This window comes from Lachnoanaerobaculum gingivalis, assembly GCF_003862475.1.
In the GTDB taxonomy this organism is placed as follows: Bacteria; Bacillota; Clostridia; order Lachnospirales; family Lachnospiraceae; genus Lachnoanaerobaculum; species Lachnoanaerobaculum gingivalis.
This window is the reverse complement of record NZ_RRCO01000006.1, coordinates 41,729-62,598: the sequence shown is the minus strand read 5'-3', so window position 1 is coordinate 62,598 and position 20,870 is coordinate 41,729. Positions and strand designations below refer to the sequence as shown.

General features: G+C 32.1%; 23 protein-coding genes. 16 read left to right on the top strand and 7 right to left on the bottom strand.

Annotated features, from left to right (window positions below; all coding sequences use genetic code 11):
* Positions 1–203: 203 nt before the first annotated feature.
* The 8 genes from EHV10_RS12125 (at position 204) to EHV10_RS12090 (ending at position 5,886) form a co-directional block, all read left to right on the top strand.
* On the top strand, positions 204–965 hold the full coding sequence (locus tag EHV10_RS12125) for a tRNA threonylcarbamoyladenosine dehydratase (RefSeq protein WP_128674870.1): 762 nt from the start codon (positions 204–206) through the stop codon (positions 963–965).
* Positions 966–1,000: 35 nt separating this feature from the next.
* Positions 1,001–2,398 carry an alanine/glycine:cation symporter family protein gene (locus EHV10_RS12120; RefSeq protein ID WP_128674869.1) on the top strand — a complete coding sequence of 466 codons (1,398 nt, stop codon included), beginning with the start codon at positions 1,001–1,003 and terminating at the stop codon, positions 2,396–2,398.
* Positions 2,399–2,472: 74 nt separating this feature from the next.
* Positions 2,473–2,781, top strand: coding sequence for a thioredoxin (gene trxA / locus EHV10_RS12115; RefSeq protein ID WP_128674868.1), 309 nt, complete (start codon positions 2,473–2,475; stop codon positions 2,779–2,781).
* Between the two features lie 65 nt (positions 2,782–2,846).
* Entirely contained in the window at positions 2,847–3,764 is a 918-nt protein-coding gene (locus EHV10_RS12110) for an NAD(P)/FAD-dependent oxidoreductase (RefSeq protein WP_128674867.1), read from the top strand.
* A 14-nt stretch (positions 3,765–3,778) separates the two neighbouring features.
* On the top strand, positions 3,779–4,324 hold the full coding sequence (locus EHV10_RS12105; RefSeq protein ID WP_128674866.1) for a glutathione peroxidase: 546 nt from the start codon (positions 3,779–3,781) through the stop codon (positions 4,322–4,324).
* A 74-nt stretch (positions 4,325–4,398) separates the two neighbouring features.
* Positions 4,399–4,842 (top strand): MarR family winged helix-turn-helix transcriptional regulator, encoded by a 444-nt coding sequence (locus EHV10_RS12100; RefSeq protein WP_128674865.1) that lies wholly within the window; start codon positions 4,399–4,401, stop codon positions 4,840–4,842.
* 40 nt (positions 4,843–4,882) lie between these two features.
* Positions 4,883–5,401, top strand: coding sequence for an NUDIX hydrolase (locus tag EHV10_RS12095; RefSeq protein ID WP_128674864.1), 519 nt, complete (start codon positions 4,883–4,885; stop codon positions 5,399–5,401).
* A gap of 293 nt (positions 5,402–5,694) precedes the next feature.
* Positions 5,695–5,886, top strand: coding sequence for a hypothetical protein (locus EHV10_RS12090; protein WP_128674863.1), 192 nt, complete (start codon positions 5,695–5,697; stop codon positions 5,884–5,886).
* A gap of 18 nt (positions 5,887–5,904) precedes the next feature.
* Here EHV10_RS12090 and EHV10_RS12085 read toward each other — a convergent pair whose 3' ends face one another.
* The gene (locus EHV10_RS12085) at positions 5,905–6,102 is read right to left on the bottom strand and encodes a type II toxin-antitoxin system HicA family toxin (protein ID WP_128674862.1); all 198 of its coding nucleotides are present in this window, start codon (positions 6,100–6,102) and stop codon (positions 5,905–5,907) included.
* A gap of 183 nt (positions 6,103–6,285) precedes the next feature.
* Here EHV10_RS12085 and EHV10_RS12080 point away from each other — a divergent pair, with 183 nt between their 5' ends.
* From EHV10_RS12080 to EHV10_RS12060, 5 genes are all read left to right on the top strand, one after another.
* Positions 6,286–6,690 carry a type II toxin-antitoxin system HicB family antitoxin gene (locus tag EHV10_RS12080; RefSeq protein WP_128674861.1) on the top strand — a complete coding sequence of 135 codons (405 nt, stop codon included), beginning with the start codon at positions 6,286–6,288 and terminating at the stop codon, positions 6,688–6,690.
* 1,093 nt (positions 6,691–7,783) lie between these two features.
* The gene (locus EHV10_RS12075) at positions 7,784–9,502 is read left to right on the top strand and encodes a hypothetical protein (RefSeq protein ID WP_128674860.1); all 1,719 of its coding nucleotides are present in this window, start codon (positions 7,784–7,786) and stop codon (positions 9,500–9,502) included.
* A gap of 1 nt (position 9,503) precedes the next feature.
* A complete protein-coding gene (locus EHV10_RS12070) occupies positions 9,504–10,979 on the top strand; it encodes a hypothetical protein (protein WP_128674859.1) in 1,476 nt (491 codons plus the stop codon).
* A 179-nt stretch (positions 10,980–11,158) separates the two neighbouring features.
* Positions 11,159–12,412, top strand: a complete 1,254-nt coding sequence (locus EHV10_RS12065) for a PIN-like domain-containing protein (RefSeq protein ID WP_128674858.1) — start codon at positions 11,159–11,161, stop codon at positions 12,410–12,412.
* A 168-nt stretch (positions 12,413–12,580) separates the two neighbouring features.
* The gene (locus EHV10_RS12060) at positions 12,581–12,763 is read left to right on the top strand and encodes a transposase (protein WP_128674857.1); all 183 of its coding nucleotides are present in this window, start codon (positions 12,581–12,583) and stop codon (positions 12,761–12,763) included.
* A gap of 1,314 nt (positions 12,764–14,077) precedes the next feature.
* Here EHV10_RS12060 and EHV10_RS15155 read toward each other — a convergent pair.
* The 6 genes from EHV10_RS15155 to EHV10_RS12035 all read right to left on the bottom strand — a co-directional run bounded on the left by EHV10_RS15155 (position 14,078) and on the right by EHV10_RS12035 (position 17,392).
* Positions 14,078–14,746, bottom strand: coding sequence for an IS66 family transposase (locus EHV10_RS15155; protein WP_279221840.1), 669 nt, complete (start codon positions 14,744–14,746; stop codon positions 14,078–14,080).
* Positions 14,721–15,521, bottom strand: a complete 801-nt coding sequence (locus EHV10_RS15150; RefSeq protein ID WP_408610098.1) for an IS66 family transposase — start codon at positions 15,519–15,521, stop codon at positions 14,721–14,723. Before EHV10_RS15150 ends, EHV10_RS15155 begins: the two co-directional genes overlap by 26 nt.
* Before the next feature lie 29 nt (positions 15,522–15,550).
* A complete protein-coding gene (locus EHV10_RS15145) occupies positions 15,551–15,676 on the bottom strand; it encodes a hypothetical protein (RefSeq protein WP_279221839.1) in 126 nt (41 codons plus the stop codon).
* A gap of 72 nt (positions 15,677–15,748) precedes the next feature.
* Complete coding sequence (tnpB, locus tag EHV10_RS15570) at positions 15,749–15,976, bottom strand: IS66 family insertion sequence element accessory protein TnpB (protein ID WP_408610097.1); 228 nt, start codon at positions 15,974–15,976, stop codon at positions 15,749–15,751.
* Positions 15,977–16,090: 114 nt separating this feature from the next.
* On the bottom strand, positions 16,091–16,393 hold the full coding sequence (gene tnpA / locus EHV10_RS12040) for an IS66 family insertion sequence element accessory protein TnpA (RefSeq protein ID WP_128674855.1): 303 nt from the start codon (positions 16,391–16,393) through the stop codon (positions 16,091–16,093).
* 105 nt (positions 16,394–16,498) lie between these two features.
* Positions 16,499–17,392 carry an AraC family transcriptional regulator gene (locus EHV10_RS12035; protein ID WP_128674854.1) on the bottom strand — a complete coding sequence of 298 codons (894 nt, stop codon included), beginning with the start codon at positions 17,390–17,392 and terminating at the stop codon, positions 16,499–16,501.
* Between the two features lie 209 nt (positions 17,393–17,601).
* On the opposite strand from EHV10_RS12035, the gene EHV10_RS12030 reads away from it, so the two are divergent.
* The 3 genes from EHV10_RS12030 (at position 17,602) to EHV10_RS12020 (ending at position 20,842) form a co-directional block, all read left to right on the top strand.
* Positions 17,602–18,897, top strand: a complete 1,296-nt coding sequence (locus EHV10_RS12030; RefSeq protein ID WP_128674853.1) for an ABC transporter substrate-binding protein — start codon at positions 17,602–17,604, stop codon at positions 18,895–18,897.
* Positions 18,898–19,035: 138 nt separating this feature from the next.
* Positions 19,036–19,968: a carbohydrate ABC transporter permease gene (locus EHV10_RS12025; protein WP_128674852.1), complete on the top strand. Its 933-nt coding sequence runs from the start codon at positions 19,036–19,038 to the stop codon at positions 19,966–19,968.
* A gap of 73 nt (positions 19,969–20,041) precedes the next feature.
* The gene (locus EHV10_RS12020; protein ID WP_334295167.1) at positions 20,042–20,842 is read left to right on the top strand and encodes a carbohydrate ABC transporter permease; all 801 of its coding nucleotides are present in this window, start codon (positions 20,042–20,044) and stop codon (positions 20,840–20,842) included.
* Positions 20,843–20,870 lie beyond the last annotated feature (28 nt).

The window sequence follows — 20,870 nt, the reverse complement described above, 5'->3', positions numbered from 1 at the left end:
TAGACGAGAGATAGCGAGTCTATAAAAATAAAAGATTTTTTTCATAATACTCGAGCCGATACATTCGGCTCTCCTCCCAAAAAATACAAGCCGACAGAGATGTCGGCTTTTTTATATTCATTATTTATTGACATTTACCGCTTTAAAATATAAACTTGCTTGATAGTAAAAAATAACGAGAGGATAGATTTATCTAATAATATATGGATCAGTTTGCAAGAACTCAGCTTTTACTTGGTAAAAAAGCTATGGAAAAATTAAAAAATTCAAGAGTGGCGATATTTGGAGTAGGCGGTGTAGGAGGCTACAGTGTCGAGGCACTTGCCAGATCGGGCGTAGGAGCTATCGATTTGATAGATGACGACAAGGTGTGTCTTACAAATATAAACAGGCAGATAATTGCGGATGTAAAAAGTATAGGAAAATACAAAGTTGATGTTGCAAAAGAGAGGATACTAAGTATAAACCCTAAATGCAAAGTAACTACACATCAGTGCTTTTACCTGCCTGAAAATGCCGAAGACTTTGACTTTTCACAGTATGACTATGTAATAGACGCCGTGGATACAGTGACTGCAAAAATAAATCTTGTAATGCAGGCAAATGAAAGTAATGTAAAGATAATAAGCAGTATGGGTGCCGGAAATAAGCTCGACCCTACAGGCTTTATTGTGAGCGATATATATAAGACAAGTGTGTGCCCGCTTGCAAAGGTTATGAGGCGTGAGCTTAAGAAAAGAAATATAAAGAAGCTTAAGGTGGTGTATTCAAAAGAAGAGGCGATAGTACCTTTTGAAGATGAAAGTATAAGCTGCAGTTCTCATTGTGTATGTCCTCCGGGAACTGAGAGAAAATGTACGGACAGAAGATCGATTCCGGGTTCCGTTGCTTTTGTCCCTTCTGTGGTAGGACTGATAATAGCCGGAGAAGTAATTAAGGATTTGATAAAGGATGTTACAGAATAAATATTATAAATTAAATAATATATTGAGAGGGAAATATGATTGAAACTATTACGAAGTTGAACGCGGCTTTAAGCGGGTTCATATGGGGTGTGCCGGCAATGATAGCGCTTATGGGCGTAGGTATATATCTGAGTATCAGAACAGGATTTTTACAGATAAGAAAATTCGGATATATAATGAAGACCACTGTAGGCAGAATCTTCAGGAAAAGAGATATAGCAGACGGTGCACTTTCACCTTTCCAAGCCGCTACTACGGCACTTGCGGCCACAGTGGGAACAGGAAATATTGCAGGTGTTGCAGGTGCCATATCAATAGGTGGTCCGGGAAGTGTATTCTGGATGTGGATATCGGCAATACTTGGAATGTGTACCAAATTTGCAGAGGTTACTCTTGCCGTATATTTCAGAAAAACAAATAAGCATGGAGATCTTGTAGGAGGACCTATGTATTATATTCAAAACGGTCTTTCAAAAAGATGGCTGTTTTTGGCGTACCTTTTTGCGACATTCGGTACACTTACGGTATTCGGAACAGGAAATGCCACTCAAGTAAATACTATTACGGCAGCTATAAATGTAGCACTCGAGGGATATGGAATAGTAAAACCGGGTGGACATGAGATGATAAACTTGGTCATAGGAATTATTGTAACGATACTTGTAGGAATGGTTTTACTTGGAGGTATAAAAAGAATTGGATCGGTGACTGAAAAGCTTGTACCTTTCATGGCGCTTATATATGTAATATTGGCACTTGGAGTTGTTATTTTAAATATAAACAGAGTACCTGAGGTCTTTGGAAGTATTATATATGGAGCATTCAATCCAAGAGCGGTAACCGGAGGTATTATAGGAAGCTTCTTTATAAGTATGAAAAAGGGAGTGTCCAGAGGTATATTTTCAAATGAGGCGGGACTTGGAACAGGCCCTATTGCACATGCATCGGCAGATACAGGCAAGCCGGTAAAACAGGGATTTTTCGGAATATTTGAAGTGTTTGCCGATACCATAGTTATATGTACACTTACAGCTTTGGTAATACTTTGCTCGGGAGTCAGCATTCCTTTCGGTTCACCGGCAGGTGCTGAACTTACTATAGGCGGATTTATAAAGACCTATGGAAACGGAGTATCAATATTTACAGCAATAGCTATGTGCTCATTTGCTTTCTCAACAATTATAGGATGGGGACTTTACGGTGCGAGATGCATAGAGTTCTTACTCAGTGAAAAGGTTATAAAGCCTTTTATGGTGGTGTATTCTTTGACGGCGATAGTAGGCGCAACAATGGATCTTGGGCTTTTATGGGATATATCGGAGACTTTTAACGGACTTATGGCAATACCTAATCTTATAGCACTATTCCTGCTTTCAAATGTGGTTGTTAAGCTGACAAAGGAATATTTTGAGACAGAAGGAAAAGAAAAATAAAAAACGCTTGACAATAAAATAAAATTGTGTAAAATATAATCATAAGCTATTTAAGATTTGGAGGAGAAAAAGTTATGGCAGTAAAGATAATTACAAGTGAAAATTTTGAAGCAGAAGTTTTAAACGCAAAAGAGCCGGTATTAGTAGATATCTGGGCACCATGGTGCGGTCCATGTAAGATGCTTTCACCTATAGTTGATGAAGTGGCTGAGGAGGCACAAGGTTTCTCGGTAGCTAAGATCAATGCGGATGAGAATCCTGATTTGGTAAATAAATTCCATGTTATGTCAATACCTACACTCTTGGTATTCAAAAACGGTGAAGTTGTGAACAAGTCTGTAGGTCTTATAACAAAGGATGAAGTAAAGGCTTTGTTGGCATAATTGTAGCTGATTAAGAGCAGTATCTCGTATTCGGATAAATTTACATTAGAGAAAGAAGTGATTATATGTACGATATAGTGGTAGTGGGCGCCGGAACAGCCGGATTGTCAGCTGCAATATACGGAGTGAGAGCAGGTAAATCAGTACTTGTACTTGAGGGTGCATCTTATGGAGGACAGATAATAAATACTCCCGAGATAGAAAATTATCCTGCTATCAAAAAAACTTCAGGTTTTGAATTTGCCACAGATTTATTCAATCAGGCAAAAGATTTGGGTGCCGAGGTAAAGTATGAAAAAGTAGTCGGCATCAGCCTTGAAGGAAATATAAAGAAGGTAAAGACTGAAAAAGAAACCTATGATGCAAAGTCTGTAATACTTGCTACAGGTGCAAAGAACAGACCTCTTGGACTTCCTAATGAGAAAAAACTGGTCGGTTCAGGCATATCATACTGTGCAACCTGTGACGGAATGTTTTACAGAGACAGAGTTGTTGCTGTAAACGGTGGCGGTAATACAGCCATAGAGGATGCAACCTTTTTAGCCAATGTTGCAAAGAAAGTATATGTGATACATCGTAGAGACGAGTTCAGAGCTGAAGAAGCTGTAGTGGCGGCCTTAAAGAAGAAGGACAATGTGGAGTTTGTTTTAAACTCAAATATTGTAGAGATAAAGGAAGAATCTTTTGCGGTTACAGGTGTAGTTGTAGAAGATAAAAATACCGGTGAAAAAAGAGAGATTGCAGTGGACGGACTCTTTGTAGCAATAGGTCAGGTGCCGGATAATGCGGTTTTTGCAGATGTGGTTGAGCTTGATAAGGCAGGCTATATTGTATCAGGTGAAGACTGTAAGACAAAGACAGAAGGCGTATTTGCGGCAGGAGACGGAAGAACCAAGGAAGTGCGCCAGCTTGTAACTGCGGCAGGAGACGGTGCGGTATCAGGAATTGCAGCTGCAAAATATGTGGAAACACTTAATATATAGTTAGGAGAAAAGATATGAATATATATGATTTTAAAGTAAAGAACAACAAGGGCGAGGAAGTAAGCCTTAGCGACTATAAGAATAAGGTAGTACTTATAATAAACTCTGCAACAGAGTGTGGATTTACACCACAGTATGAGCAGTTACAAAAGCTCTATGCAGACTATCAGGATAAGGACTTTGTGATACTTGATTTCCCATGTAATCAGTTTGGACATCAGGCACCGGGAAGTGATGAGGAGATTGCTAAGTTCTGCAGTTCAAGATTCGGTGTAACTTTCCCATTGTTCTCAAAAATAGAAGTAAACGGTGACGGAGCTTGTGAGTTATTTAAGTATCTTAAGAGCGAGAAAGGTTTTGCAGGCTGGGGCGCAGACAATGATATGTCAAAGCTTCTTACAAAGATGCTTAGTGAGGCCGATCCGGACTATGCAAGCAAGCCTGATATAAAGTGGAACTTTACAAAATTCCTTATTGATAAGAACGGAAATGTTGTAAGAAGATTTGAGCCTACAGAAGGTGTTGAAGTAGTAGAAGAGGCTGTAAAAAAATTAATCTAATATAGAAAAGCCAAGGAGCGTTTATGAAAATAAAGGCTCCTTGAAGTCTTTTAAAAGAAAGAGGGAATATTAAAATGGCGGATAAGTACGACTCACTTAAACTGGAAAATCAACTTTGCTTTCCACTATATGCTTGCTCAAAGGAAATAGTAAGAAGATATAAGGTATATCTTGATAAGCTGGATTTGACATATACACAGTATATTGTAATGATGGTAATGTGGGAAGATAAGGAATTGAATGTAAAAGAGTTGGGGGATAAGCTCTTCCTTGACTCCGGCACACTTACACCTGTACTGAAGAAGCTTGAATCAAAGGGCTATGTTACAAGAGAGCGTTCAAAGATAGATGAGAGAACACTTATAGTAACATTGACAAAAAGCGGAGAAGAGCTTAGAGAAAGTGCACTTGACATACCGGTAGGTATGAGAGGCTGTTTGAATATGAGTGATGAAGAGATGGCACAGCTTCGTACCATGCTGAATAAAATCTTAAGTGAAATGGGAGATGTTGCATAGACCTTGAAAGAGCTGACAATTTGCAGCAACGGTAGTAAGAATGAGTGCAGAAAAAGAACTTTGGGACATATATGATGAAAACAAGATGCCTACAGGGGAAACTGTAGACAGATATAATCTTTCGCTAAACCCGAAACAATTTCATCTGGTTGTAATAGGAATACTCTTTACAGAGGATAAAAAAGTATTGATTACCAAACGTTCACCTGATAAGAGATATGCCGGAGGACTCTGGGAGATACCGGGCGGTGGAGTAAGAGCGGGAGAGAGTTCACAGGATGCCGTACGTAGAGAAATTTTGGAAGAGACCAATATAAATCTTTATGACAGAGAATATGAAAAGCTGTATAACTATAAGAGGATAAATACTGAAAGCAACAGTTATTTTGTGGATATGTACTGTTATCTTATATCCGAGGAAGATATTCGAAATGTAAGTATACAGGCAGAGGAAGTGTCCGATTTTAAGATTTTAAGTGTTCCGGAGATAAAGGAGATAGCAAAAAGAGGTGAATTCCTACATTTTGATAATGTAAAGGAAGTTTTATATAATTTATAAGATGTACAAATGAAATAGCAGATTACCTGGTGGGTAACCTGTTATTTTTTATTTGAATAAATACGATTTTATTTAGATATAAGTGTATTTTAAATCAAATAGTTTTTGAAAATATTTATTTTAGATATCTTAATGTGAGAAATATCCCTTGTGAGAATTGTAAACTGCATATTCAGTGTAATATAGTAATATAGTAATATAAAAAAATCATTGTTGACTTCATATTGAAAAGATGTTAATATATACAATATAACACGTGTTAAACACGTGTATAATTACATTTGGAGAAGTTTATGGCATTTTATAAAAATCCTGAGGAAATGTATAAAGCAAGAGCAAAGAGATTTAAAGAAGATGGAGATAGGCATTGGGCTATGGCTAAAAGTGGTGAAGGAAATTTTCATTATTACAAAGCTAAAAAATGTTATGAAGAAGAAAAATATAATGAAAATAAAGCGAAAGAATCAAGAGGGCGAAGTTGGTGATTTTAATAAAAAAACGAACTATCTCCTGAGAGATAATCCGGTTTGCTTTTCGAGATTAGAAATCACAAAGATGCCTAAGTCCTTACTACCATGGTTTGCAACCGTAATAGTATTAGGATTTGTTGGATGTTTATACTGATAATGTGATCCAGTCACACGAACAAGATACCAACCATTTTTACGAATCTTTTTCTCGACAGTTTTAAAATTAACCATATAATCTCCTTTAAAAGTATGTTTATAGCTACAATAATCTAAACCACAACCTTTTAAAGCTACACAGTTAATTTAAATAAATTATAATAAAATAATAAAGAAAAGTCAAGAAAATAGTTGACACGTATTTAAAACGTGTTATAATAAATGATATGAAATAATGGTTTTAGGAGATAAGCGAATATGGAAGAAAATTATATATATCCGGTAATATTAAAAAGGGAAGATTCAGAGATTTTAGTATCATTTCCGGATTTTCCGGGACAGGTAACGTGTGCAGAAACTGAAGAGGAAGCAATTAAAGCAGCACAAGAGATATTATCAATTTGTATAAGAGACATTGAAGATAGAGGTGGGGAGTGTCCGTTACCAAGTAAATATCAAGATATAAAGTTGGAAGATGATGATAAATTGGTATATATACATATGTGGATGCCATATTTTAGGCATATAGAAAAAATAATTTATGTAAAGAAAACACTAACCGTACCAAAATGGTTGGATGAAATGGCAAAGAAAAAAAATATTAATTTTTCAGCTGTTTTAGTGAAGGGCTTAAAAAACGAACTTGGAATAGGTGAAAGATAGTAGATACAATAAATTTATGATACATTGTATCAAAAACTGCTATAAGTAAGAGAAAAATCTTATTTTAGACAGCAGTTGGTGAAAAATACAAAGAAAATAACTGGAGGTATGATATGGATAATAATATGTGGCAGGTAGTAAAAAAAGCAGCTCAAATTGTCATTGCAGTAGTTGATATTTGTAGTAATAAATAGGAGGAGATAGAATGGATAGTATAAATTTTTGGGAGTCTGTGAAAAAAGTGGCTCAAGTTGTAGTTGCAGTAATTGAAATATTTGAAGGGGATGATATATAAGTAATAGTAAGGAGTGTATTAATATTAGATTGCTACCAATTGGTGGAAATACTATATTGGTAGCAACTAGGATATTAAGTATATTATATACTTTTTACTGGTGTACAAGATTGTAGTTAAAATTAATCTCAGAGTATATGGTGTAATATTTAAGTATAGTAGTATAGGAACTATATAAATATTTTGTTGCATTGAAAGGTGGTTAAGATGGGAATAATAGAAATATTTGATCCTACAAGAAACTTTGAGTGGTAGTTAGTACCATGTAAAAACAAGAATAGCATATAAAGTATTATTAATCATATGATGTAAACCTATACAGGAGGAAAAAATGGGAGTATATAGTGTTTTAAAAGTGGTAGGAAAAGTATATAAAGTATATAGGGCAGCAAAAACTGCATATAAAGTGGTTAGAATATTTGTATAAGGTTGAAAGCTATTTGGTGAGAGGAGATATAGTGTAATATGGGTGAGTAAATGTATAAGCTTTCAAATGTGTAATAAGAAAAGATGGAATTATTTCTGCCTTTTCTTATTACAGGATTACTTAAAGTTTAGGCATTTATTTTTCACATGACTAAATTTTTTTACAATATATATTTCTATATAGATAACATTTTTGAGATAGATTGAACGACATTATGGATTTCAATTGTTTGGAGAAGTATAAAAATATCATATTTAGATCATTAACATTAAATGGAGAAAATGGTTGCATCTAGCTGTGATTAATATGTGTTGTGTAGTTATTTTAAATTTTAAATAACGAGAATGAAAAATATATAGAGGATAAAATAAATGAACAAAGATATTTTTAAGGATATAGCACAAGAAATAGATGGCGTATTAGACAAAAGAAATAATTCTTTAATTGATAGATCTAAAGATATTAATTATAAAATAATATATAAAAATTTTTTGGCAGATATAAATGATAGTGTAGAAGCAAATGACTTAGCGAACCATATGGTTGAGGCATATAAGAATATAGCAAGAAAAAGTAATGATTTCAATACCAATATAATAGCTTTTACAAATTTATATAATTATTTACATAAGATAAACATTTTTGAAAAAATAGACAGAAATATAATAATCTCTATTGTAGGTATATTTAGAGAAGATGATGAAAGAAGATATTTTTTGAAATTACTGGATACGTTAACGAATCCTACAAAGGAGGCTTTTTTAGAATTACGATATATAAAAAAAGACGTGGAAATTGCATATGTGTATTTAGCAGTAATTTACATGCAAAAAATACTTGATTACAGAACTGAACAAATGGAGAAAGAGTATAATGATTTAGCATATTGTTTTTCTAAAATAGATATGGAATTAAAAATGCTGGTTTTGTATGGTACAGGAATGATATATTATAAAATCTTCAAAGATAAAACTTTGTGCTATTATGATATATGCTTGCCATATATTAATGTAAGAGAATTGAAAGATATAGAAGCAGAATATAAGGCAAAAACTAATAAGGATATTGACTGGGAATCATTTTTGCATAGCTTTAAAAATAGTGAAAAAGTACTATCATGCTATATTGCGATATCTGAAACGGATAAGATATATGATGAAATGGGAGTGATTATTAGTAGAATGGGAAATCTCATTTATGAAGTTGAGAGGAAAAATGAAGAGCTAAAAAAATTACATGAAGAAAGATATAATTTAATAAGGGATTTTTCTCATACGTATGAAAATATACAGGCTGTTGGATTAAAGGAGATAGCAAATATTTTATTGGACAATACGGATATAGATGTACAACGTTGTGGTAGATTGATTTTGGCGGAATATGGAATAAAAAATTCTATGAATACAGAATTTAATTTATTAAGGTTAAACTTTGAAGATAGACAAGATGACATTGCTAAATTTATAATTAAAGGCGTATATAAAGATAACAAAGAAAATACAGTAAAAATTGAAGATATATTTGAGAATGCATTCAAAATATGTATGCTTAGAATAATATACTCAGGAAATCCTAATGGAGAGGATATTATTGCAAAAAAAATATATAAAAGGATTAAAAAAAAGCTTGGTTTTATGAGGGATTTTGTAAAGCAATTCGAAAAGGATATTGTTCTTGGAAAGACTAGCCTAGTAGATTTTTTAAATGGATATGATATACCAGTTAGATTTTTGGCTGATAAAGAATGGGATGAACTTCACTTTTTAAAAAATGGTTATGCAGAAATATTGATAAGAAGTATATTTTGTGAACTAATAATAAATTTTATGAAATATGCTGATTTAGACAAAGAAATAGGGATAAATCTAAAATTTACTGATGAAAAGTTTGGTATTTTACAAAAGAATATGGTTTCAGAAATTATAGAAACTGACTCAGGAGTCGGAATATCATCAAAAGGAGACATATTAAAAAAGCTGAATGGATATGAGTCATGTTATATACGACCAGTAAAAAATATTATTGAGAATAATATTTTTACAGTACTTTTTTTGTTAGATAAGACGTTATTTAATATACCGGAGGTATAAATTGGGAAGAAATAGTCATAAGCATATTATATGGGTTGAAGATTTTGACAATAAGAATATAACTTTGGCAAATATTCCAACAGATGAAGATTGGGATAGTGAAGAAGATAATTATGAAAATTTTGCAAATCACAATTCAGATATTATAGATAAATTTGGTTCTAAATATTCAGATAGTGTAAGATTATTTATGAATGTTAAAGAAGCGTTAGATTTTATAGAAAATAATATGAATTTTTTTGATTGTGTTGTATTAGATGTGAATCTTATTAATGCACTAGATGAAATTGATATAATAAAAGAAAAATGTAAAAAAAGGGGAATAAATATTGATGAGGAAAAAGATATAGGTAAATATTGTGGGTATTATATATATTTGTACCTATTAAAAAGTGGTTTTCCAACGGATCGTATATGTATTTTCACTGGAAATAAGGGCGAAAAAAATTCAACAGGAACATGGGAAGATAAATTTCTTAAAGCTGGTATTGTACCACCTAAAAGTATAAATAGAAATGAAAAGGAAAAACTTCAAAAATGGATAGATAGTTGCTATATAAATTCATATCATAAGACGCGTTGTACTGTGTATAAAGCTTGTGAACATTGGAAGAAGTGGTTAGGAGATATAAACGAAAAATATGCTATTGCATTTAATAAACTATATTATTCAAAAGAAGATGATGAGAAATCATCTATTGAGGCTGATGTATTTATTAATATGCTAAATAGAGTTGAAATGTTGTATCCAATAAATGAGCCCTCTAATAGTAATGCAGTATATTATCAAGCTTTACAAGTGATAACATCGTTTCATGAAGAAAGTGCAAAAATTAAAAAGATCAATGATGGTTCTAAAATAAAAAGATACCATCAAGCTGTTAGAAATTATAGAAACTGGGCGGCTCATAATAAATTTAAATGTAATGAAATCTCTGAAGAAATGTTTACATATATTTTTTGCATTACATTACGTACATATTTTATTGAAGTAGATAAACAATTTTGTATTGATAATGTGGAAAGTATTGACTGCTATGAGAGTTATGAGAAGGAATTTTTTGAAAAGTATTTAGATAGTTCGCTAAATATTGATAAATGTAAAGAAAAATATAAAAAGGCATTTAAAAATCACTTGGATAAAGTAAAAACATATGATAAGAAATCTTTAAAAAAAGAAAACAAAAATGATAGAATTCCTGTTATCTATGAGTGTAAAGACATAAATGAACTTCTGCTATGTAGTGGTAATATATGTACTTACAATATGATGGAAAAGATGAGTTTTTTTGATTTGCTTATGAATATAATGGATTATTTAATCGTTCAGAAAACAAAATTTGGACAGAAAAATACAGATGAGGGCTGGGAATATAAAGTAACATATTACTGGGATGATAGTATGCCTTTTGATAAAAATAGTATTAGTGAGGACATATTTAAATATGTTGCATATAGATTATTCGAAGATGTCTAGAAAATAATTATAAAGTAAGACTGTTGTGATATAACATAGTTGTAACGCAACACTTCCTCTATCGGTGAAGTTGATGCAGACATTTATAGAAAATGTTCTTGATATTCTATATTATATACATAATATAGCCAATGTATTATATAGTGTAGGGTAAATTTAGTTGTTGTGGTAATGATTTAATGATTAAATATAATGAATTTGAAAAAAAATTAAAAGCCAAAGATACAATGATAATTTTAGATACAAATGTTATTTTAGATTTAGCAAGATACTCGATATATACAAGTAAAAATATTATGGGAATATTTTATAAATGCAGTGATTTGATATGGATTCCAAACCAAGTCATCATGGAGTACAATAAAAATAAATATCAGGTATTTGGTAATTTGAAGAAAAAATATTCGAATTTTGAGAAGGATCTAAAAAAGATTATTGATGATAGTAAAGAAAAATTTAGAAAAATTTTCAAAAACTCAGAGAGGTATAGTTATCATGGCAGAGAAAAATACGCAAGTAATATTTTGAAAAAATTAGATGAAGCCATAGTTGAGATAGAATCATATAAGGACTTTGCTGGAGTAGAATATGAGGATTATTCAATAGAAAAGGACATTGAAAAATTTGTTGATGATTTAAAAAATAAGAATCAAGTAGGATGTAAAATAGGGTTTATTGAAAAAATGGAAATAATAAAGGAAGGGGATTTAAGGTATAAGTATAGTCTGCCACCAGGATTTGAAGATGATAAAAAAGACGGTATAGAAAAGTTTGGAGATTTGTTTGTGTGGAAAGAAATATTGAAATTACCAAGCTTGAAAAAGGTGAATAATGTGATTTTTATCACAAATGATGAAAAAGATGATTGGTGGGATAAAGAAGAACTGGGGAAAGTAGAAGAAACAAAAATATTGTTAAATCTTAGGAGTGAGTTATATGAAGAATTTACAGAGATGAATCCTGGAGTGTCAATTGATTTTATGACAATAAAAACTTTCCAAGAATATGCTTCTAGATTGTATAATATGTTCGAATCTCAAGTATATATAGATTTAAATAGAGATGATGATTCTTTTATTCATAGAGTTAATGAGAAAATAGAAGAAGATATACAAGATGATTTATACATAAACTCAGAATATTATTTAGGTTTTGATATGGATATTGATTGTGTTGAAGATTGCACTTTTATGAGGGAAAAAAATGTATATTCATTTTTATCGGAAGGTGGTATATGTATAAATTATGAATTAGAATATCGTGTAGAGTTGCATTGTGATTCGGATGATGAACATATATTTGTTGGAACAGTGGTTGTTTCAATAGATAGATGTATTGACATAATAGAAGTAGAAAATAATCATAAATATTTGAATGAAGATAATGAATATTGTGACTTTAGTATTATTGCGTATTATATAGAACAGTATTGAGTATTATATAGAACAGCTTGATTGATATAAATGTTTTGTCTTATGTCTAGGTTAAGTAAAAGTTAAAGTGAGAGGTTTAGCTGTCCGAGATGCAGGAAAATATTCCGATTTATTATATAGCGTATATTTTGTGTAAACTAGAGATGTAGTATATATCCGCTTGGATTAATGTTAAAAAAGGTTTGTAAAGAAGTATTGGGCATGTGGGTTGTAGGAAATGAGAGTGAAAAATACTGGTTTGGAATTCTGATTGGAACTAAGAACCGTGGAGTGGGTGAGATCATGATAGTATTCGTTGATATAATGACAAGATTTAGTGATACAGTCAGTGAAGGTTTTCTAAGAGAATAAATTCAGAGATGTACGTACATCAGGTATGTTATTCCACGAAGTTTGTTAACTATATAATCTTGACATAGGAGCAAACTGAGGAGGTTATGTTTAGAGGACGGGAAAAAATGAGAGAACGGAATTCGCCATTAACAGCCTACGAGAAGAATTCAAACTAAAAGATATTCTCTCTTATGTAAGCATGCCTAAAGCAACGTATATATACTGGCAGAAAAGATTTGATAGTGAAAACCATGGCAAAGAAATCGAGGAGAAGATTCTTGAAATAAGAGAGACTCACAAGGATTATGGTTATCGTCGAGTGGTTGGAGAATTAAGAAATTAAGGCTACTTTGTAAACAAAATGTCAACGTATAATGCAGAAGCTTGGTTTACAGGTTACATCTTTCACTCGAAAAAGCCGTAAATACAGGCAGTACAAAGAGACATATAATCACAATGACCATAGATACTTGTAGTGTTGAAAAAGTCTTGAATGTATTAAAAACAAGTTCATAGGTATAATTAGAGTTTTATGTTTTGAATCTGATTAGTAATTTTATTTTGATTATTGAATGAAACGATTCAATACAACCATTCTTATATGGATAGATACAGTGAGAATAGCTACGTTGCATAGATTTGGTGACTTCACGTTTGTTTAAGAATGTGAAACATATTGGCGACTACGATCTTAATGTATTACTAAAGGTAATTTAGTGCTACGATAAGCCTTTACCTTATTAATAGTGATTATAACGGCTAATTCTTCAATTATTATCCGAAAGAGCCCAGACTAGTATTTTACTGGTAAATAAGTACATTACACAATTAAGATAATAAATCCGATTTGAGTCCATATATAGGCAATATCTGTACACTATACACAATTAGGGGATCATGGGTTAAATTGTTCATCAAGGATGTTTGTAAGTTTAGTATTAAACTTAGAGCCTCTGGTGGTGGTAGTAAAAGGCTTAGTCCATTGAGCTTCGATGCCTATTTTACGCATATATTTACATACAGTACGTTCGGCAATGGTTTCTTTGGATTTACATAGACCTCCAGTTACCTTAGGAGAACAGCAGTTTTGTTTTAAAAACATCATAAATAAATCGAATATTCTTTGTAATAGCTTCTTTTCTCTGAGTAGTAGTAGAGAGTTTTCTATTAATGAAAGAACGATAAATGGAACAAGACGCAGCTAAAAATTTAGGCATTTCGGAAGTACATACACGGTGTCTATTTGCTTTAGCTACCACTATTTTTGGTAAGCGTCAAGCTAAGTACGTATAGAGCAAAAAAGTCATAGAACTAGAACTTATCATTCTAAACCTACGACTTTTTATTTTTACAACTCTCAGGAATCTCATCTGACCAAGGTACTAAGAGCGAAGCATCTCCACCTGACTGTATGGTATCAAAAATAAATGTAAGATATTTTTGTGGTATCAGGTTATTAAGTATTGCACTTTGAATTATACTATATATCAATGTAGAGGCATTAGCTCCGTTAGGTGTATTCGCAAATAGCCAATTAGACCTACCTATAACGAATGGCTTCACACTTTGTTCAGCAAGATTATTACTTAATTGTATTCTTGCATCCTTTAGAAAGTTCTCTAAGTACTCTTTTTGATTTATTGCATAAGTAATAGCCTTCCACATTAAACTCTTAGGAAGGATTTTTGATTCTATTTGTGAAATCCAACTATAGAACTCATCAAGTACTTGTTTGGACTCGTTTTTTCTCATTTCCAGTCTCATTTCCAATGTAAGACCGGATTCATCTGCCTTATCTTCCAAGCAGAATAGTTTCCTTAGATAAGTCTCCCCTTGTTTTGCATACTCATTACTCCTATTAACTTCGTATGCTTCGTGGAACTTTCTCTTTGCATGTACAAGGCATCCGCATAAGGTCTTATCCATAAGCTTTTTATATCCTGTGTATAACCATCGCAGTAAAGGTAAGTTCCTTTCAATCCTCAAGAAATTTTTTAGCATAGTCTCCGCTTCGACCAAGTGTATATTCATACAATACTGCAGGATGTGTATTGTATTTGCTTGTTCTATACACCCATACATATGACTTGCTTCCTGCTTCCTTTCCGGGTTCATGTAATACCTCCAGGACAGTTTCATCTGCATGGAGTAGTGTCTCATTTAGTAGACTAAGCTTTATCTGCTCATATATAGGCTTTAGAAGATTAGCTCCTTTTATGATCCAATTAGATAAATTTTGTCTTGATATCTCAAAGCCTAATCTTTTAAACTCTTGCTCCATTCTATATAGTGGTAGTGCAAGTGTGTACTTTTGATTCATTATATAAGACATAAAGCTTGGTGATACTACACTCTTTTTAATAAGAGCTTTAGGATGAGGTGCTATCTTTATAAAGCCACTCTCTCCATTCTTGTCACAGTTTCTGCAACTATAAACATAAGTCACATGCTCTATAACCTTAACCTCAGCAGGGACTACCACCAGTTCTTTTCTTATCTCTTTCTTCATAACTGTAAGAGGGCTGTGGCAGTTATCATATACCTGTTCACTTTCATCTAATTTATATTCAACTACCTCAACAGGAATGTCATTAAACTTACTTCCTTTTTTAGCTTTTCTTCTTTTATGTTCAGGTATAATACTTTCCTGTGGTGGCTCACTTTGAATTGGCTCTCTAAATGTCTCAGCCTCATTGAAGACATCAAAAAGAGAAAGTTGTCCATCAATAGCTTTTTCACTTGATTTGCCAAATTTCTCTTTTGCTTTTAATTTCAGTTACTCCATATACCAATTATTTAATTTCTTTAACTTAGCAATCTGTTCACTCTTTTCTTTTTTATTTTTTCTAAAATCTCAATCTCTTTGTCTTTATCCTGTAAGATAGCCTTAAGTCCAGAAATTTCTGCTTGCAATTCATATATAGTTTTCATTTCACCGGACCTCCAAATCTCAAATATTTATGTAAAGATTATACTATAAAAACTATGATGAATCCATTAAAATCAACATTTTTTGAAGACTTTACTACGTTTGATTTTTTGTTTTATTCCCGGTGCCATGATTATATTTTTCAAGTCGTCTATTAATAAATCCATGGTGATTTCTGTATCACTTTGTGACGGATAAACCACATGTCCTTTTTCAATTCTTTTAAAATGAATCCAAAATCCATTATCTTCCCATACAAGAAGCTTTACCCCATCCCTCGCATTGTTACAAAAAGCAAATATTACCTTATCTCTTGAATCAAGGTTGAAATTGCTTAAACAAATTCAGCTAATCCGTTTATATTTTCTCTCATATCAGTAGCACCAAAAGAAAGAATTACACGATAGCTGTCATAGTTAAACATTTATTTCATTCACCACCTTGATCACCTTTGCAAGTAGTTCAAGATCAGTATATCTATCCACTAAGATGTTGACAGCACCTATCTCTATCTTTAGGGTCTTGCCGGCTTGTGTTGTCTTGATTTCAATAAATTTAACATCCTTAGAGTGCTTTGATTTCTTATAATGTTTACTCACCCATCTTGTGACTGTTGAAATAGGTAATCCATTCTTCCAAGTCCAGCTTGCGATACTTAATCCACTATTTTTAAACTCCTCAATCAATTGCTCTTTTTCTTCTTTAGGATATTTAGCCATAGGCACCTCCACATATTTAGTATAAAATTATTTTATAGTGGAAGTATATTTATGGGGAGGCGTACTTGAATTGACGCTTACATCGAGATCATTACAGTAGTTTTACTATTTTGATATTTTAATGATTTTTTCTTTTTTGTAATTTTTATGCTTAGTAATATATTTGTGCGGTGTATCTCCAAACATTTTTGAAAATGCCTTTATAAAATTTGAGTAGCTGGTAAAGCCACATGAAAAGCAGGAATAAGTTACAGTTTGGCCTGAGAGAAGCAACTTTTGTGCAAGTAATAAACGTTTATAAATTATATTTTGCCAAATACTCTCATTAAAGTATTCTTTGAAAGTATGGCTAATATATGATTTAGAAACATTTAGGTTATTTGAAATACTTTGTATAGATAAATTTTCTTCTGTAAGATGTTTATCTATATATGTTAGTATGTCTTGAATTATTTTAGGATAATCAAGAGGTTTACTTGGAGTACTCTGTGTATGTCTAATAATAGAAGATATTATTAATGAGTATAGTGAGCGTACCATCATCCAGTGACATGGTTTATCAAAAGATTCAAGTTCATATGATAGTGAATCAACATATGAAACTATCAAAGACAGTTCCTGATTGGATAATCTATATCGCTTATTTAACATATCTTCTATAAAAGTATTAAAGTATAGTTCACCGGATGAGATATCTTCAAGGAGTTCAGGTGATATATGAACAACAACTCTGGAATAGGAAGAGATGTCATCTGATTTTTTGACCATATGTGGAATTTCCGGGCTGATAAAAAATGTATCTCCCGGAGAGAGGTTATATAGTTTACCTTCTATATATAATGTTGCAGATCCGTTTATAAAAATATAAAGCTCGTAATAATTTGGATGATAGTGAAGGTAACTGTTAAGAGAACTAGTTGTTTGGTGAACAACATCAAATGGTAGAACATTCTCTATAATTGCATTCTTAGTATCGTTAGGCTCGACAATATTAGACATAGTTTTTGTACCTCCTGATTTATTATTAAATATTTATTTAAAATACAGTAAAAAATGTATTATGTGCAGAATATAACACAAAATATGCCAAAAAAGCAATATAAAAAAGTTGGTTATATTGTAATATATAATCATGAGTAATGAACGTAACAATATGAAATTGATATAGAAATTGTTCTATATATTTAATTGAAATTAGGAGGAAATGTATGAAAAGTAAAATTGTAAGAAGATTGCTAAGTATCGTTGCAGTAGCCGGGTTGATGGTTGGTTGTGGAGGAAAAGGAGAAAATAGTGCAAAGAATTCCACTCAACAGGATTCTGGGAATGGAGCGGTAACACTAAAGATAGCTTTATGGGATTATTCCAATACAGAATACTTTAAGAATATATTTAATTCATTTAGTGAAAAGTATCCAAATATAAAGTGTGAAGCAGTAGAATTTTCATCTGATGAGTTTGATACATCTATACTTACACAGATGTCGGCAAAGACTGATTTTGATATTGTGTTCAACAAAGATATACCTACAATCAATGCTTTAATTTCACAAGGTCATATTATGGAGTTGGATAATTTCATGGAGCAGGATAAAGATTTTGATAAGAGAAATTACTCCGGCCTTATAGAGCAGCTGACAATGGATAATAAGACATATGGAGTGCCATTCCGAAAAGATAATACTCTACTTTTCTATAATAAGGATTTGTTTGATAAAGCCGGAGTTGCATACCCAAAGGATGGAATGTCAATGAAAGAATACGAAGATCTTGCTGAGAAAATGACTAGTGGTGAAGGGAATGATAAAGTGTATGGTGCACATACACATACTTGGACGAGTAATGTATCACAATATGCAAGAAGAGTAGAAGAGTTTAACCCCATAGACAGTAGTACATATGAGGCTCTTATTCCTTACTACAATACTATTCTGGATATGCAGAGCAAGCAGTTTACTCAAGATTATGGCTCTTTAAAAACATCTAATATACATTATTCAGGAGTATTTTATAATCAACAAGCTGCAATGTTGGAAATTGGTACATGGTACATAAATATGCTGTGTGAGAATGCAGATTTTAATTGGGGAGTATGCTCTCTACCTAATGATAAAGGTGAAGCAAATGATAAGGCAGTTGGTGGCGTTACTCCTGTGTCTATTGGTAAGTATTCTAAAAACCCTGAGGTCGCATGGGAATTTATAAAATATATTTGTGGAGAGGAAGGTGCTAAAATTTTAGCTCAAAATGGAATACTTCCAGGATTTGGTGGGGAAGCTGTAAATAATATTTTTGATGCTTTACCGGAATCACATAAAGGTGTACCTGAGAATTTATCTAGATATATAGATCTTGACACATATGTTATAGAGTTCCCTATGAGTATAAAGGCAAAAGAGATAGATACAATTATTAATGAGGAACATAGTGCAATAATGACAGGAACAGAGACTCCTGAAGAGGGAATAAAACATATGACGGAAAGAGTAAATGAACTTAAGTGATATTAGTTAAATTTTTGGAGCCTTTGTAATTTTAACAAAGGCTCTCCCTGTTTTGATAGATGCGACAAATTTTTGTCGAGTAGATTATTTATATTTTGTTTTGAAATACTGATTTTAAACAGATTGGAGATGGCTAAGATGTTTGGTTGGGTTAAAGGCAAAACAGTTGAAGTATCAGTAAGAAAACGTAGTACTAAATTTCGAAATACTATGGTTGCATATTCATTCATATTGCCTAATTTAATAGGCTTCTTTATTTTTACATTTTTACCCATTGTATTTGCATTAATACTGAGTTTTTGCGAATGGAATGCAGGAAATTCTGATATAAAATTTGTTGGTCTTAGTAATTATATTACAATGTTTACAAATGATAAAAGCTTTCCTATTGCGTTAAAAAACACACTGTATTATACAGCTGTTACAGTCCCTTTAACTTTAATGGTTTCTTTAGGGCTTGCCATTATAATGAATAAGCCAATAAAAGGGAAGGAGTTCTTTAGATCGTGTTTCTTTTTTCCATATATAGCATCTTTAGTAGCAGTAGCAGTTGTTTGGATGGCATTATTTAATCCTGACAAGGGACCGGTAAATCAGATTCTAATAAAATTAGGAGTATCAGTTCCACCTAGATGGGCTGCATCACAGACGTGGGCAATGCCAACTATTATAGGACTTACTGTTTGGAAAAATATGGGGTATTACATGATTGTTTATTTAGCCGGTCTACAAGGAGTACCAAGAGAACTATATGAAGCAGCACAGATTGATGGAGCCGGAAAATGGAAGCAGTTTACAAATGTTATATGGCCATGTATAACACCTACAACATTTTTTGTATTAATGATGCTAATAATATCTACTTTTAAGTCATATGATATTATGTACATCACCACGCAAGGCGGACCGGGAGAGGCGACAAAGGTTTTGGCATATCATATTTATAATAGTGCATTTGTAAGTCTGAAATTTGGTTATGCAAGTGCTGTTGCGATGGTACTTATGACAATGGTAGTTGCAATTTCTATTATGGAATTTAAGGCGGAAAAGAAGTTTACAGACTATCTTTAAATGGTAAGGGGTATTTATGGTGAATATTAAAATATACAATAATAAAAATGATAAATATAAAATAATACCTTTAATGACTGTATATATATTTCTGTTATTCGGTGCATTCATAATGTTAATCCCATTTGTTTGGATGCTATCTTCATCTTTAAAAAACGAAAAAGATGTGTTTGCGTTTCCAATACAATGGATTCCTACTGTAGCTCAGTGGAGTAATTATAAAGTTATTTGGGAAAAGGTACCATTGCTTACAGGATTTGTAAATAGTATAAAAATAACAGTAATTGTTACAGTACTACAAATACTTACATCAACATTTGCAGCATATTCATTTGCAAAGCTAAAATTTAAAGGTAGAGATATTATATTTATGATATATATTCTAACTATTTCTGTTCCTTGGCAAGTATACATGGTTCCACAGTTCATAATGATGAGTAAGTTAAAATTAACGGATTCTCATATTGGATTAATTATGATGCATACTTTTACAGCAACAGGTGTATTTCTTATTAGGCAATTTTATATGGGTATACCAAATGAGCTATTGGAAGCATCTAGGATTGATGGTCTAAGTGAGTATGGAATATATGCAAAAATAATGTTACCACTTTCAAAACCGGCAATTGCAACACTTTGTATAACAACTTTCACATTTGAGTGGAATGATTTTATGGGGCCATTAGTTTATCTTTCCACAAATAATAAGAAAACTATTCAATTGATACTACGTATGTTTAACACACAATATTCTTCAAATTATGCACTAATAATGGCGGCAGCTGTAATATCCTTAATTCCTGTTATGGTGTTATTTATATTCCTACAGCGATATTTTGTAGAAGGAATTGCAAGCACCGGAGTTAAAGGCTAATGGTAATATTATTTATTCGAATAAATAA

Coding starts and splice junctions, on each gene's coding strand:
- EHV10_RS12125 (WP_128674870.1), top strand. CDS start 204: ATGGATCAGTTTGCAAGAACTCAGCTTTTACTTGGTAAAAAAGCTATG.
- EHV10_RS12120 (WP_128674869.1), top strand. CDS start 1,001: ATGATTGAAACTATTACGAAGTTGAACGCGGCTTTAAGCGGGTTCATA.
- trxA (WP_128674868.1), top strand. CDS start 2,473: ATGGCAGTAAAGATAATTACAAGTGAAAATTTTGAAGCAGAAGTTTTA.
- EHV10_RS12110 (WP_128674867.1), top strand. CDS start 2,847: ATGTACGATATAGTGGTAGTGGGCGCCGGAACAGCCGGATTGTCAGCT.
- EHV10_RS12105 (WP_128674866.1), top strand. CDS start 3,779: ATGAATATATATGATTTTAAAGTAAAGAACAACAAGGGCGAGGAAGTA.
- EHV10_RS12100 (WP_128674865.1), top strand. CDS start 4,399: ATGGCGGATAAGTACGACTCACTTAAACTGGAAAATCAACTTTGCTTT.
- EHV10_RS12095 (WP_128674864.1), top strand. CDS start 4,883: ATGAGTGCAGAAAAAGAACTTTGGGACATATATGATGAAAACAAGATG.
- EHV10_RS12090 (WP_128674863.1), top strand. CDS start 5,695: ATGGCATTTTATAAAAATCCTGAGGAAATGTATAAAGCAAGAGCAAAG.
- EHV10_RS12085 (WP_128674862.1), bottom strand. CDS start 6,102: ATGGTTAATTTTAAAACTGTCGAGAAAAAGATTCGTAAAAATGGTTGG.
- EHV10_RS12080 (WP_128674861.1), top strand. CDS start 6,286: ATGGAAGAAAATTATATATATCCGGTAATATTAAAAAGGGAAGATTCA.
- EHV10_RS12075 (WP_128674860.1), top strand. CDS start 7,784: ATGAACAAAGATATTTTTAAGGATATAGCACAAGAAATAGATGGCGTA.
- EHV10_RS12065 (WP_128674858.1), top strand. CDS start 11,159: ATGATTAAATATAATGAATTTGAAAAAAAATTAAAAGCCAAAGATACA.
- EHV10_RS12060 (WP_128674857.1), top strand. CDS start 12,581: ATGTTAAAAAAGGTTTGTAAAGAAGTATTGGGCATGTGGGTTGTAGGA.
- EHV10_RS15155 (WP_279221840.1), bottom strand. CDS start 14,746: ATGCTAAAAAATTTCTTGAGGATTGAAAGGAACTTACCTTTACTGCGA.
- EHV10_RS15145 (WP_279221839.1), bottom strand. CDS start 15,676: ATGAAAACTATATATGAATTGCAAGCAGAAATTTCTGGACTTAAGGCT.
- tnpA (WP_128674855.1), bottom strand. CDS start 16,393: ATGGCTAAATATCCTAAAGAAGAAAAAGAGCAATTGATTGAGGAGTTT.
- EHV10_RS12035 (WP_128674854.1), bottom strand. CDS start 17,392: ATGTCTAATATTGTCGAGCCTAACGATACTAAGAATGCAATTATAGAG.
- EHV10_RS12030 (WP_128674853.1), top strand. CDS start 17,602: ATGAAAAGTAAAATTGTAAGAAGATTGCTAAGTATCGTTGCAGTAGCC.
- EHV10_RS12025 (WP_128674852.1), top strand. CDS start 19,036: ATGTTTGGTTGGGTTAAAGGCAAAACAGTTGAAGTATCAGTAAGAAAA.
- EHV10_RS12020 (WP_334295167.1), top strand. CDS start 20,042: ATGACTGTATATATATTTCTGTTATTCGGTGCATTCATAATGTTAATC.